Genomic DNA, 12,739 nt, shown 5'->3' with positions numbered 1-12,739 from the left:
CATGAAGCGCGCGAGCGCGAGGGCGCAGAGCTCGCGGTCGCCGCCTCAGGCGATCAGTCGCATCCGGTGATCGGCCTGTGGCGCGTCGCCTTGCGCGACGAGCTGCGTCACGCCCTGGTCGTCGAGGACCTCCGCAAGATCGACCGCTGGACCGCACGCTATCCGCTTGCGACAGTGACCTGGCCTGCCGAGCCGCTCGATCCGTTCTTCAATGCCAACACGGTCGAAGACATCGCCGAGGCCGAGCGGCTGGCGACGCTGGACGACGCGTCCTAATTATTTCAGGATTTCGGAAACTCGTTGAGGAGCTGCGACCAGATGATCGCGAAGGCGATCAGGCCGCAAAGGCCGAGGGCCGTGGTGAAGCGCGGCAAACGGCCGATCGCGACCAGCAGCCAGGCCGGCAGGAAGAACGCCCCGAAGACCATGCCCAGCGGAAACACCGCGAGCCATTGAAAGCCGCTGCCGTCCCCGGGCGGGACATTCGCGATGTAATGGAAAGTGTAGAACCAGAACAGCGTGCCGGCCGCTGCGACGAGTGCAGCGATCTTGCGGAAATCGAGGGGCGTAGACGCGGTCATGACTTGGCTCATGCTCCTTGGTCGCGACGGTCCCTATCTGAGTTCATGACGTCTTGAACCGGACCGGGAAAGGAAGCGACCACAGCTGTGGACATTCCCCGGACGCAAGCCATGGCCGCCCCTCTCTTGAATACCATCTTCGATTTCGTCGATTTCGTCTTCGACCTTTCCGAGACGATCGATCGGACAAGACAACTGAGCAAGCCTGACATCGTCGAGGTGCCGCCGGATCCGAAACCTCTACCGCCGGCAGCACGCCGAGCGCTTGCCGAGGCCGAGGATCGTGAGCGCAAGCAGGAGCGGGACGCTCAGGCCGCCAGCGGCATCGATCACGCGTCGTAGCCGTAGACAACCTCGCGCGGCTGGAACGCCGCTATCATCTGTTGTCTACGCGGGCCGGAAGCCCGCCCGCGCGAGCGCCGCGCGCGCCTCATTCGAGCCGAGTGCGTCGAGAAACGCCCTCACGGCCGGCCGGTCCTTGCGCGCGCTCACCAACGCGAAGTCATAGTGCTCTTCAGCGAGCGGAATGAAACCGAGGCCGGCCGCATGGGCGACCGGCGCAATCGTCATGCCCCAATCCGCGCGATGCTGGGCGACGGCCGCCGCCACCGCATTGTGCGAGCGCGGCTGGTTCCAATAGCCCTCCGGGCGCGCGCCTCCGAGCAGCCGATCGATCAGGATGCGGGTGCCGGCGCCCTGGTTGCGGTTGACCATGATGCAGGCGGGATCGGCAAGCGCCGCCGCAACGGCCTCCTTCGCACCGAGACCATCGAAACGCTTGTCGCCTTTGCGGAACACGATGCCCTGCATCCGCCGCCAGCCCGGAACTAGTTCGAGACCTTCGGCGAGATAGGGCGTGTTGTAGGTCTCGCTTTTGTCGTCGAACAAATGAATCGGCGCGAGATCGCATTCGCCGCGCCGAGCCGCCGCAAGCCCACCGAGGCTGCCGACCGCGATCGAGCGCACGGTGAGGCCAGCATGCGCGAGCTTCGCGGTGACCAGATCGAGGCCGGTGCAATGGCTGCCGACGATGACGAGATCGGGCACGCGCACATGCGGCGTGAACAAGGTCACCTCGGCTGCGGTCCCCGCCGGCATCTGGTCGGCGAGCGCGTCGATGCGCAGGAAGCCGTCGGCCTGCGCGAACGAGGTGATCGCGCCGGAGCCCTTGCTGGAGGGATAGGCGATCAGGCCGTCCTTGCCCTCGACCAGCGAGACCATGACGAATTCGGTGCGGCCGAGCTCGGACGCGATGCGGACCGGCACGGTTGCGTTGACCTTGGCATCGGAGCGCGGCGACAGTCCGGCCATCCTGCGCAGCACCGGCACGATCATGTCGTTAAAGGTGAACATCGCCGAGGTCGGGAAGCCCGGCAGGATCACCACCGGCTTGCCGTCGCACACTGCAAGACACAGCGGCTTGCCGGGCTTCAGCGCAACGCCATGCGCGATGATGCCGGGCGCGCCGAGACGGCCGATGATGCGGTGGGACAGATCGCCTGCACCCTTCGACGTGCCACCCGACAGCACCAGCATATCGGCATCGGCCAGCGCCTTGCGCATGGCCGCTTCGAGCTTGGCTTCATCGTCGGGGATGGCGCCGAGGAAAACTGCCTCACCGCCATTCTCGTCGACCGCCGCCGCGACGATCGCACCATTGGTGTCGTAGATCTCGGCGGGCGCGAGCACCCCGCCGGGCTGCACCAATTCGTCGCCGGTCGAGATCACCGCGACGCGCGGCTTGCGCGCGACGGTCACCCCGGCGATGCCGCAGGCGGCCAGCATGCCGATCTCGCGCGAACCGATGATGGTGCCGGCGCGCAGCAGCGCTTCGCCGCGCGCGATATCGGAGCCAGCATAGGAGACGAATTGCCCCGGAGATATGGCGCGACGCATCTCGATCGCATCCGACCCTGCCGGCTGGGTGTGCTCAACCATGACGACGGCATCGGCGCCGCGCGGCAGCGGACCGCCGGTGGCAATCGCCGTTGCGGTTCCAACCGCGACTTGCAGGGCCGGAGCGGTGCCGCAATGGATGGTCTCGCCGTTCAGCGCCAGGCGAACCGGGTTGCCTTCGCTCGCCGCGGCGACATCCGCCGAGCGCACGGCGAAACCGTCGACATTGGAGCGGTCGAACGGCGGAACATCGATCGGCGCCGTGACGTCTTCGGCGAGCGCCGCACCGAGTGCATCGGCAAGCTTGCGCGGCTCGGTCGGAAGCGCCCGCGGAAACAGCGCAGCCTCGAAGCGCGCCAGCGCCTCCTCGCGCGACAGGATCTTGAGGAACTGCTCCTGTTCGAGCGCGCTGCGCTCTTGCGATCGCGGAATCATCGTCATGCTGGAACCCATATCATTCCCGCATCAGATAAGCACCGACCGGCGTGCCAGCCGCATACCCCTCGTGGCTGGCGGGGACGAGCAGCCATGCATCGGCCCGGGCAAGTGCCTGGAGCGGCCATTCACCCACGGCAAGCGGCATCCACGCATCATGTTCCCGGGACAGCAGGGCCAGTTCGGCGATGCCGACACTGGATGCGATCTTTCGCGCGAGCGGCAGGGTCACCTGCTGGCACGGCTGCCGTGCGGACAGCCGATCGATGAGTGGAGGCACGAGCGCGAGCCAGGCCGCAAGCGCATGATCGGGCGAGCCGGGCAAGGCGACCACGGGCACCCGTCCGAGCCGCGCGACCGCGGCGGTGCGTCCGGGCTGGAGCGCAAGGCCATGAGCGAGCACTTGGCCACGCCGGGCCAGTGCCGTGACGGCTGCGTCGCGGCGGCCGACGCCGCTGCCGCCGATCGTCAGCAGGACATCGCAGGAGGAGGCATCGAGCGCATCGGCAATCGACGCTTCATCGCGTGCGCCGGCCTCATGCATCTTCACATCCAGTCCGGCTGCGCGCGAGATGTCGGCGATCATCTGCGCCGATGCCGCTGCACCGGGCACAATGACGATGCGCAGCCGCGGCCGCCTTACGCCGAGTGTCTCAAGGCCCGCGACGCGCGCGATCAGAACATCAGCCGTACCGACCGGGTACCCCTCGGCTGCGGCAGGCGTGTGCGCAGCAACATCGCTGCCGGCACGCCTGACGCCCTGCCCCGGCACGGCCTCTGCCAGCACCTGGGCCAGCGGACCCGACAGCTCGACAGCACCGGCATCGAGCACGCAGTCGCATCCTTCCGGCATCGCGTCACCGATATCGACCCATGCAGGGGCCATCGCGAGCGGCAGCGGCGCGTAAGCGGACGCACCGACGAGATCATTGGCGGACAGCGCCCAGCCGTCAGCGGCGGCGACGTCGCGAGGCGGACAAGCCGCAAGCAGCGGCGTGCCCGCCGCGATGCAACCGATGGCTTCGGTCAGCGGCAATTCCGCGGCCGCGACGGGATCAACGCCGCGCAACATCGCGGCGAGCGCGGTGTCGAGCGGCGTGAGCGAGGGCGGCAGGCGCTGGGTCATGCGCCATGATGGACCATGCATCGCCCGCTTTGGCAACCGCCGGCGAAGCCGGCCTCAGCCGCCCGACCGGTCCGAATTGGGGAAGAACAATTGCTGGCCGTCGAGCTTGTAGTCGGCGATCGCCGTCTGCCCTTCCGGCGAGGTCAGCCAGTCGATGAAGGTCTGCGCGAGATCCTTCTTCACGTTCGGAAACTTTTCGGGGTTCACCAGCATCACGCCATACTGGTTGAGCAGCCGCCTGTCGCCTTCGACGACGATATCGAGATCGCCGCGCTCCCTGAACGAGATCCAGCTGCCGCGGTCCGACAACACATAGGCGTTCGCCGCGCGCGCGGCGTCGAGGGCCGACGTCATGCCGGTCCCGGCCACGCGATACCAGGCGCCCTTGGCGCTCGCGATGTCGATGCCGGCGACGATCCAGAGCGCGAGCTCGGCGGCATGGGTGCCCGAGCGGTCACCGCGCGTCACGAACGGCGCACCTTTGCCTTCGATCGTCTTCAGCGCGGTCGCGATGTCCTTGCCCTTCACGCCCGCAGGATCGCTCTTCGGGCCGATCAGCACATAATCGTTGTACATCACGTCGAGGCGCTTCACGCCAAAGCCGTCGGCGACGAATTTCTCCTCCTGCGGTCGCGCATGCATCAGCACGACGTCGACCTCGCCCCTGCGCGCGCCGTCGAGCACCTCGTCGGCGCGCCGCGCGATCACCGTCACGTCGATGCCGGTCTTGGCGCGGAAGGTCGGGAGCAGATAGTCGAGCAGGCCGGACTCCTGCGTCGCTGTCGTCGTCACGAGGACGATGCCGCGGTCCTCCGCGGACGATGCCGTAACGCTCGCGGCGAGGCCGCAGAGAAGCGCGAATGCAACGGCGAGGCGGCGGAGGGCCATGATCGGGTTCCCATTGGACGAGGCGCGATCATGATGGCGACCGATTGCGCCGCACTCGTGACGCATCCTGCGTCCCGTGCGCGTCCTGCTCGGGAAATTTCGGCAAGAAGAAAGCGCGCTGTGGATCGTTCACCAAAGCAGGAAGCGCGTGCGAGGATGTGTTGCAAAGCAGCGAGATGATCGGGCATGGTTTCCCGCGGACACGAATTGAAATGCAGAATTCCACCTGCGTCGAACGTCAAAAAGAAGCAAGAATTTGCATAGGAATGCAGGATGGAATTCCTGACGACCAGCGAAGCCGCCGACTATCTTCGGCTCGGCGAACGCAAGCTCTACGAGCTCGTCACCACCGGCGCGATCCCCTGCACCAAGGTGACCGGGAAGTGGCTCTTCCCGCGGCACGAGCTCGATCTCTGGGTGTTGTCGGGCTTGGCACGTCCGGCCGGCATGCTGATCGCCGAGCCGCCGCCGGTCGTCGGCGGCAGCCAGGACGAGCTTCTGGATTGGAGCCTGCGCGAATCCGGCTCGGGCCTGGGATCGATGAGCGAGGGCAGCGCGCGCGGGCTCGAGCGGCTACAGCGCAACGAGGTGATGGCGGCGGCGGTGCACTTCCATGCCCTGGACGCCGAAGGCAGTCTCGCCGGCGATACCAGCATCGAAGCGCTGCGGGCAGCGCCCGATTTGCATGATGCGGTGCTGGTCGCATTCGTGCGCCGCGAGCAGGGCCTGGTGCTGCCGCCAGGCAATCCCAAGCACCTGCACGGCCTGTCCGACGTGCTCGCGCTCGGCGCCAGGATGGCGATGCGACAACAAGGCACAGGCGCGCAGATGCTGCTCGACGTGCTGCTCAAGCGCGCGGGCGCCTCGACCCGGGATCTGCGCCGCGTCGAGACGCCGGCTCTCACCGGCCCGGACCTCGCCGAACTGGTCCGCGCCGGCCAGGCCGATTGCGGCATCGCGACGCGCGCGGCGGCGCGCTCCGCCGGGCTCGATTTCGTACCGCTGGTCTGGGAGAACTTCGACCTCGCGATGCGGCAGCGCAGCTATTTCCGCCCCGCAGGCCCTGCTCCGCCTGCTCGGCGACAGGCGGCTGCGCCAGCGCGCGGAGGAACTGACCGGCTACGACCCCTCCCCGGCCGGACAGATCCGCTTCGCGGCCTGACATTGACGCCTGCCCCCAAATAGTTGCAAAAGAAACCAATTCAGCCGGGCACACCCGGGCAACACCGGCCAACGAGCCGGATCGAGGGAGGAGAGCGTGAACCCAATCAGATTTGGAGTGCCGGTCGCGGCCGCCTTGGCGGCGGCGCTGCTGTCCGGTGCGGCGTCGGCGCAGCTGTCCGACGACGTCGTCAAGATCGGCGTGCTCACAGACATGAACGGTCCGGCCTCGGCGCCGACCGGCCAGGGCTCGGTGACGGCGGCGCAGATGGCGATCGACGATTTCGGCGGCAAGGTGCTCGGCAAGCCGATCAGCATCGTGATCGGCGACCACCAGCTCAAGGCCGACATCGGCGGCACCATCGCGCGGCGCTGGTACGACGTCGACCAGGTCGACCTGATCGTCGACGTGCCGGTCTCCGCGGTCGGGCTCGCGGTGCAGAACGTCGCCAACGAGAAGAAGCGGCTGTTCATCACCCACTCCACCGGCACCGCGGACTTCCACGGCAAGTTCTGCTCGCCTTACGCAATTCAATGGGTGTTCGACACCCGCGCGCTCGCGGTCGGCACCGCGGATGCCGTGGTCAAGCGCGGCGGCGATAGCTGGTTCTTCATCACCGACGACTACGCCTTCGGCCATTCGCTGGAGCGCGACGCATCAGCCGTCGTCACCGCCAATGGCGGCAAGGTGCTGGGCTCGGTGCGGCCGCCGCTGGCGACGCCGGACCTCTCCTCCTTCGTGCTGCAGGCGCAGGCCTCCAAGGCCAAGATCATCGGCATTGCCGCCGGCCCCCCCAACAACATGAACGAGATCAAGACCGGCTCGGAGTTCGGCGTGTTCAAGGGCGGCCAGCAGATGGCAGCGCTGCTGGCGCTGATCACCGACATCCACGGCCTCGGTCTGCAGGCCGCCCAAGGCCTGCTCCTGACCACGTCGTTCTATTGGGACATGGACGACAAGACCCGCGAATGGTCGAAGCGCTATTTCGCCAAGATGAACAAGATGCCGTCGATGTGGCAGGCCGGCGTCTATTCCAGCGTGATGCACTATCTCAACGCCATCAAGGAGACCGGCACCGACGATCCGCTCAAGGTCGCCGCCAAGATGCGCGAGAAGCCGATCGAGGATTTCTTTTCCCGCAACGGCAAGCTGCGCGAGGACAATCTGATGGTGCACGACCTCTGGCTGGTGCAGGTGAAGACGCCGGAGGAGAGCAAATATCCGTGGGACTATTACAAGATCCTCACGACCATCTCCGGCGACAAGGCGTTCGGCCCGCCGGACCCGGCCTGTCCGCTGGTGAAGAAGTGAGGGTGGCGAGTGGCGAATAGGGAGTGGCGAATGGACGAGGCCGCCATTCGCAACTCGCCATTCGCTATTTCACCACGCCGATCTCGCGGAAATATTTCATCACGCCGGGATGGATCAGCTCCGGCTTCGGCGCGGCCGCGATCGTGTTCGACGCGGTCGTCTCGCAGGCCTGCGGGAGCTTCTTGCAGAACGTCGCTTCGACACCGTGCAGCGTCCTGGCGAGGCGATAGGCGACGTCGTCGGGCAGATCCTCGCGGGTGAGGACAAAGCTCCAAGAGCCGAGCGAGGCGATCGGCGCGGTCTGGGTGGGATAGCTGTTCGCCGGCACCAGCAGCGGCTTGAGGAACGGGTGCCTGGCGCGGATGCGTGTCATCTCTTCGACATCAGGCGCGATGAAGCGCGCGCCTGACGGGCTCGAGGCGACCGCGGCAAAGCCGGGCCAGCCGATGCCGGCGCCCCACAGCGCGGCGACGCGGCCGTCCTCGACCATGGCGGGGCCGTCGCCGGCGCGGTCGAGATAGACCGCTTTGAAGTCCTCGTCCTGCTTGAGCCCGAGGCCATCCAGCACGTAGCGCGCCAGGATCGGCAGGCCCGAGCCTTTCGCTCCGAACGCAACCGGCTGGCCGACGAGATCGCGGATGGTCTTGTAGGGACTGTCCGCGCGCACCACGAACATGCCGGGGTTGGAATAGATCGCGGTGAGGATCTTCAGCCGCACGGGCGCGCGGCCGATGCCGGCGAAGGCTTCATAGGCCGGCTCGCCCGCGACCAGCGCGAGATCGAGCTCGCCCTTCTCCAAGAGCGGAATGTTCTCGTTGCTGCCCTTGGTGTTGCGGGGCGCGATGGACAATTGCGGATCGGCCGCGTTCATCACCTCGGCGAAGGCGTTGCCGTAGAGCGGAAAGCCGCCGCCGGGCGTGGCAGTGCCCAAACTGATTGTCGTGGTCGGAATGGCGTTGCCTCCGGTTTGAGCAGCGGCGGGGCCGGCGAGCAGCACGGCTGCGAGAACGAGTATCGCGAATCTCATGATGGTCCCTGACGGACTGCGTCAACACCGACTTGCGGCGATGTAGGCAGCCGACCGATTTTGTGAAAGCATGCCCCGCAACGACAATAGAACAATGGGAGACGTCATGTTGCGAATTTTGCGTCGGGGTGTTTTCGGGCTCGTCATTCTTGCATCACTTTTCAGCAACACCTCTCCCGCCTCCGCCGCTTATCCCGACCGCCCCGTGCACTGGCTGATCGGCTTTGCCGCCGGCGGCCCGGTCGACATCGTGGCGCGGATCATGGCGCAGTGGCTGTCGGACAAGCTCGGCCAGCAGGTCATCGTCGAGAACCGCACCGGCTCCGGCGGCAACATCGCGGCGGCGGCCGCGATCAACGCCCCGCCGGACGGCTACACGCTGCTGTTCGTCGCGCCCAACAACGCGATCTCGACCTCGCTCTACAAGAAGCTGCCGTTCGACTTCCTGCGTGACACCGTGCCGGTGGCCAGCATCATGCAGCTCACCAACATGCTGGTCGTCTCCAACGCGTTCCCGGCGAAGACGGTTCAGGAGTTCGTCGACTATTGCAAGGCCAACCCCGGCAAGATCTCCTACGCCTCCTCCGGCAACGGCACCTCGGTGCACATGTCGGCCGAGCTGTTCAAGGTGATGACGAAGTGCGACATGGTGCATGTGCCCTATCGCGGCTCGGCCATCGCCTTCCCCGACATCATCTCCAACAAGGTGCAGCTGATCTTCGACAATCTGCCCTCCGCGCTGGAACAGGTGAAGGGCGGCAATGTCCGCGCACTGGGCGTGACCTCGCCGCAGCGCTGGCCCAGCGTGCCCGACGTGCCTGCGATCGCCGAGACCGTGCCGGGCTTCGAATCGGTCGGCTTCTACGGCATCTCCGCGCCGAAGGGCACGCCGCCCGAGGTGATCGAGACCCTCAACAAGGCCGTCGGCGAAGCGCTGAAGGACCCCAAGCTGGTGGCCAAGCTCACCGAAGTCGGCGGCCTTCCCAAGGCGATGACGCCCGCCGAGTTCGGGAAGCTTGTCGCCGGCGAGACCGAGAAGTGGCGCAAGGTGGTCGAGTTCGCCGGCGTCTCCGTGGACTAGGCGCCGCCGCATGCCCAAAATTCGAGGGGGCCAACAGGCCCTCTCGCAGCAAGGGGCGAAAACAACCCCATGCACAGTAGAAGACCTGAGCAATCACAGGGGGTTAGCAAAACGCCTCAACGGGCACCCCGAGAGGCGCGTTTGGCGCTTTGACTCGTCGGGCAAACCAGTGGCATAATGCCATTATTCCGAAATCCTGTACTCACCCGCGGAGCCGCGCGTTTCCGCGCAGCCCCGGCGTTCCGCCTCGATCAGCGCCCTCCATGCGAAGCGCCTTCGGAACGTCAACGAGGACCCTTCCTCCTTGAAAACGCTTGAGGATTGCACCCCCGCCTCAGGCCCTGTAAACGAACCGCGCACCGTTGCCGGCCGCCCATAAGCGGCCGCCTCGCGGCGGGGCCTGTAGCTCAATGGTTAGAGCCGGCCGCTCATAACGGTCTGGTTGCAGGTTCGAGTCCTGCCGGGCCCACCAAAGGCATCCCTTAGGATTCACGTCGGGGGTCGGGAGCCTGAAGTCTGAACCCGAACTGTCTTAGCATTAGCAGGAACCCTCACGCGGACGGGGGGAATTAGCAACTGGACAGATATGCGCGCGAAAACTCGCGTTTTCGCTGCGGGAGCTCAGACATGAGACGGCAGCTCGAATGATTGTTCTTGGGCGGTAAGTAGTGGTAGGCCGATGTATCCACTTGCTAATAGGCGGACCCGTGCTCGAAGCTATAACGATCGAAAACTACAAATCCATAGAAAAGCTCTCGCTCTCCCTGGGACGAACTAACGTCTTCATCGGCGAGAATGGTGCAGGCAAGAGCAATATCTTGGAAGCAATTGCGCTGGCGGGAGCAGCGGCAGCCAACAAGCTTGACAATGAATTCCTTTCCTCCCGTGGCATTCGCGTTACTGGCCCGCTCGTCATGCGGTCGGCATTCAAAGCGAAGACTGCGAGTGCCCCGATCAAACTTTCTGCCCAGATACTTGATGGAGCGGAAATTGTTTACGAACTACAGAACGATAACAAACCGTACTCTTCTTGGCAGAAATCGGTGAAAAATCACCCTCGGAGAAATCTTGAGCCGATGGTAACTTGGCTCAGAGAGCTCTTAGCTGCGCTCCCAAACGACGACGAGCGCAAGAAACTTATTGAAAATTTGAGATCGGCAGCAGATTTGACCCCAAAGAAGCGCGAATTAGTCACGCTAAAGTTTTCGGTGCCGGAGGGTGTAGCTCCACCCAAGTTTGATACGGCGGGCCTAGAGGATTTCATTATCTATTCACCGGAGAATTCAGCGCTGCGCACTTTTGAGCGCGAGGGACAGATTCAACCCCTTGGGATCAGCGGCGAAGGGCTGATGAAGTTGCTGCGCGTTACATCGAGAGCCAGGAACAAAACAACGATAAGGCAGATCAAAGAATCATTGAAGCTGTTTGGCTGGTTCAAAGATCTCAAAATAGTAAAAGGCACCTCTGATGACCGCATGATGATCGTTGATCGCTTCGTACATGCTTTGACTGATTTTGATCAGCGCAGCGCCAACGAAGGGTTTCTGTTTCTTGCTTTTTATGTGACGCTTTTCACGAGCAAGCTTACGCCTCGTTTCTTCGCTGTAGACAATGTGGATACATCACTCAATCCCAAGCTTTGCGAAATGCTGATGCGACGCTTGACGAAGCTAGCCAAAGAACACGACAAGCAAGTTATTTTCACGACTCATAACCCCGCGATACTTGATGGCCTCGATCTGAATGACCCCGAACATCGACTGTTTGTGATTTCTCGTGGACAACGTGGAGAGACACGAGTCCGACGCTTTGAAAAAAAGCCCTCAAGCGACAAACCAAGAAGGCTCTCCGATCTGTTCGTAAGCGGCGCCTTGGGTGGACTTCCAAAGGGATTTTGATGACGACGTTTGCTTTGATTTCTGAAGGGATCACCGATCAGATAATTTTAGAGCGAATGATTCTTCAGATTTGCTCGGAGATATTCGAGGAAGATCTGGACATCAATCCCTTGCAGCCACTACGTGACGCGACTGACAGCGCAACGAACGCCCCACACGGCGGCTGGGAACTCGTTCTTGAATACTGCGAGGAGCGTGTGGCAGACGCTCTCGCCAGTAACGACTATGTCGTCATCCATTTGGATACCGACGAAGGCGATCATCCCAACTTTGGACTTCGGCTCACTGAGCAAGGAAATGAGCGATCATACGATCACCTAATAGCTGATGCGATTGAGATCGTTGCTGCACGTATTGGAAATGATATCTACAAAGCGCACACTGAGCGCTTGTTGTTCGCCATATCGGTTCATACAATGGAGAGCTGGTTGTTGTTGTATTTCTTCAAACGCAACGAGCCCAAAAACAGCATCAATCGCCTAAATCGGCTTCTAGCAAAGGCGGACCACCCCCCCTTACAAAAGAGGCCAAGGCGTACCAACAATTTTCTAAGAAAATTAGGCGCAAGGAATTGTTGGCTATCAAAGATAGGAAACACAGTCTCGGCGTGTTTATTGGCAGACTAGCTACGCTAGGGAAAGAGAATACCGCCAATGCATAATGCCACGCCGGACGAGTAACACAGCTCAGTGGGAGTGGGCTCTTTCGCAATAAGTAGCTATTCCACGCATAGTCGCCAAAGTGGGCTCAGTAGGTGAGATATTGTGTTTTCCCTTCCTGCCACAGCTCTTCAAAAATCAAGACTTTGCGACGATGGTGGACGCCTGCCGGGACCAACCAAAATCCATTCCGCAACTTGCGAGTTGTCGCATCGGCAAAGAAGCCTAAACGCCATGACCCATCACTGCTCACGCATGAGTTTGTGCCACGCCCAAACCTTAACCTTCCGATAAGTCACATGCGCCGTCGCGAACGGGATGCCTGCACGCCCGGCGCTGCCGCGAATGATGCAGGCGCGATCGTCGATCGCATAGAACCAGTCATCGAAGTTCAGCTTGAACGACTTGCCATCGCCCTGGGGCGTGTCGCGCGTGTAGGTCCAATGGAAGGCGCAACCGGCCTGCTCGCCGGTGGCTTCGCCTTCCAGGCGGTTTTCGTGGCCGGTGTATCGGCCTTCGCTTAGCTTGTGAATCGTCCAGCGCAACGTGTCGCTGTGGCCGTCATCGAAGGTATAGGTTTCGGTCAGCACGACGGTGTCGGTGTCCGCGTCCAGCTCGCCATGAGCCGTGATCGACGCGCGCTTCAGAAGCCCGCCGACGAGGCTCTCGACCATC

12 protein-coding genes, 1 tRNA gene and 1 pseudogene are annotated in these 12,739 nt (G+C 63.4%); 8 read left to right on the top strand and 6 right to left on the bottom strand.

Features of this window, described 5'->3' with window-relative positions; translation table 11 throughout:
- A partial coding sequence (locus tag SE91_RS05400) for a glycosyltransferase family protein (protein WP_502687127.1) occupies positions 1 to 276 on the top strand: 276 nt, incomplete at its 5' end.
- A gap of 5 nt (positions 277 to 281) precedes the next feature.
- Here SE91_RS05400 and SE91_RS05395 read toward each other — a convergent pair.
- The gene (locus tag SE91_RS05395; protein WP_060736848.1) at positions 282 to 581 is read right to left on the bottom strand and encodes a hypothetical protein; all 300 of its coding nucleotides are present in this window, start codon (positions 579 to 581) and stop codon (positions 282 to 284) included.
- Positions 582 to 692: 111 nt separating this feature from the next.
- Between SE91_RS05395 and SE91_RS05390 the strand changes: the two genes are divergently transcribed.
- Complete coding sequence (locus SE91_RS05390) at positions 693 to 923, top strand: hypothetical protein (protein WP_060736849.1); 231 nt, start codon at positions 693 to 695, stop codon at positions 921 to 923.
- 45 nt (positions 924 to 968) lie between these two features.
- Here the strand turns inward: SE91_RS05390 and SE91_RS05385 are convergent, their stop codons facing one another.
- The 3 genes from SE91_RS05385 to SE91_RS05375 are packed head-to-tail and all read right to left on the bottom strand — an operon-like array spanning position 969 to position 4,926.
- Positions 969 to 2,918 (bottom strand): molybdopterin biosynthesis protein, encoded by a 1,950-nt coding sequence (locus SE91_RS05385; RefSeq protein ID WP_060737894.1) that lies wholly within the window; start codon positions 2,916 to 2,918, stop codon positions 969 to 971.
- A 13-nt stretch (positions 2,919 to 2,931) separates the two neighbouring features.
- Entirely contained in the window at positions 2,932 to 4,038 is a 1,107-nt protein-coding gene (locus tag SE91_RS05380; protein ID WP_060736850.1) for a molybdopterin-binding protein, read from the bottom strand.
- 54 nt (positions 4,039 to 4,092) lie between these two features.
- Positions 4,093 to 4,926, bottom strand: a complete 834-nt coding sequence (locus tag SE91_RS05375) for an ABC transporter substrate-binding protein (protein WP_060737895.1) — start codon at positions 4,924 to 4,926, stop codon at positions 4,093 to 4,095.
- Between the two features lie 273 nt (positions 4,927 to 5,199).
- On the opposite strand from SE91_RS05375, the pseudogene SE91_RS05370 reads away from it, so the two are divergent.
- Positions 5,200 to 6,088: pseudogene (locus SE91_RS05370) on the top strand (substrate-binding domain-containing protein).
- A gap of 96 nt (positions 6,089 to 6,184) precedes the next feature.
- Positions 6,185 to 7,399 (top strand): ABC transporter substrate-binding protein, encoded by a 1,215-nt coding sequence (locus SE91_RS05365; protein ID WP_060736852.1) that lies wholly within the window; start codon positions 6,185 to 6,187, stop codon positions 7,397 to 7,399.
- 64 nt (positions 7,400 to 7,463) lie between these two features.
- On the opposite strand, the gene SE91_RS05360 is transcribed toward SE91_RS05365, so the two are convergent.
- The gene (locus tag SE91_RS05360) at positions 7,464 to 8,426 is read right to left on the bottom strand and encodes a TAXI family TRAP transporter solute-binding subunit (RefSeq protein ID WP_061846841.1); all 963 of its coding nucleotides are present in this window, start codon (positions 8,424 to 8,426) and stop codon (positions 7,464 to 7,466) included.
- Between the two features lie 106 nt (positions 8,427 to 8,532).
- Between SE91_RS05360 and SE91_RS05355 the strand changes: the two genes are divergently transcribed.
- The 4 genes from SE91_RS05355 (at position 8,533) to SE91_RS05340 (ending at position 12,031) form a co-directional block, all read left to right on the top strand.
- Positions 8,533 to 9,507 carry a Bug family tripartite tricarboxylate transporter substrate binding protein gene (locus SE91_RS05355; protein ID WP_061850979.1) on the top strand — a complete coding sequence of 325 codons (975 nt, stop codon included), beginning with the start codon at positions 8,533 to 8,535 and terminating at the stop codon, positions 9,505 to 9,507.
- A gap of 396 nt (positions 9,508 to 9,903) precedes the next feature.
- Positions 9,904 to 9,979 (top strand) — tRNA-Ile (locus SE91_RS05350).
- 235 nt (positions 9,980 to 10,214) lie between these two features.
- A complete protein-coding gene (locus SE91_RS05345; RefSeq protein WP_061846840.1) occupies positions 10,215 to 11,405 on the top strand; it encodes an AAA family ATPase in 1,191 nt (396 codons plus the stop codon).
- Positions 11,405 to 12,031: a hypothetical protein gene (locus SE91_RS05340; protein WP_061846839.1), complete on the top strand. Its 627-nt coding sequence runs from the start codon at positions 11,405 to 11,407 to the stop codon at positions 12,029 to 12,031. Before SE91_RS05345 ends, SE91_RS05340 begins: the two co-directional genes overlap by 1 nt.
- 275 nt (positions 12,032 to 12,306) lie before the next feature.
- On the opposite strand, the gene SE91_RS05335 is transcribed toward SE91_RS05340, so the two are convergent.
- Positions 12,307 to 12,739, bottom strand: a 433-nt coding sequence (locus SE91_RS05335) for a DUF3833 family protein (RefSeq protein ID WP_063921285.1), incomplete at its 5' end; no start/stop codon positions are given.

The organism is Bradyrhizobium sp. DOA1 (assembly GCF_001593325.1).
Taxonomy (GTDB): Bacteria; Pseudomonadota; Alphaproteobacteria; order Rhizobiales; family Xanthobacteraceae; genus Bradyrhizobium.
The sequence above is the reverse complement of the archived record's forward strand: the minus strand, read 5'-3'. Positions and strand labels throughout refer to the sequence as shown.

Excerpts from the sequence above, each read along its gene's own strand:
- SE91_RS05340 (WP_061846839.1), top strand. The coding sequence starts at position 11,405 with ATGACGACGTTTGCTTTGATTTCTGAAGGGATCACCGATCAGATAATT.
- SE91_RS05390 (WP_060736849.1), top strand. The coding sequence starts at position 693 with ATGGCCGCCCCTCTCTTGAATACCATCTTCGATTTCGTCGATTTCGTC.
- SE91_RS05375 (WP_060737895.1), bottom strand. The coding sequence starts at position 4,926 with ATGGCCCTCCGCCGCCTCGCCGTTGCATTCGCGCTTCTCTGCGGCCTC.
- SE91_RS05385 (WP_060737894.1), bottom strand. The coding sequence starts at position 2,918 with ATGACGATGATTCCGCGATCGCAAGAGCGCAGCGCGCTCGAACAGGAG.
- SE91_RS05380 (WP_060736850.1), bottom strand. The coding sequence starts at position 4,038 with ATGACCCAGCGCCTGCCGCCCTCGCTCACGCCGCTCGACACCGCGCTC.
- SE91_RS05355 (WP_061850979.1), top strand. The coding sequence starts at position 8,533 with ATGTTGCGAATTTTGCGTCGGGGTGTTTTCGGGCTCGTCATTCTTGCA.
- SE91_RS05395 (WP_060736848.1), bottom strand. The coding sequence starts at position 581 with ATGACCGCGTCTACGCCCCTCGATTTCCGCAAGATCGCTGCACTCGTC.
- SE91_RS05360 (WP_061846841.1), bottom strand. The coding sequence starts at position 8,426 with ATGAGATTCGCGATACTCGTTCTCGCAGCCGTGCTGCTCGCCGGCCCC.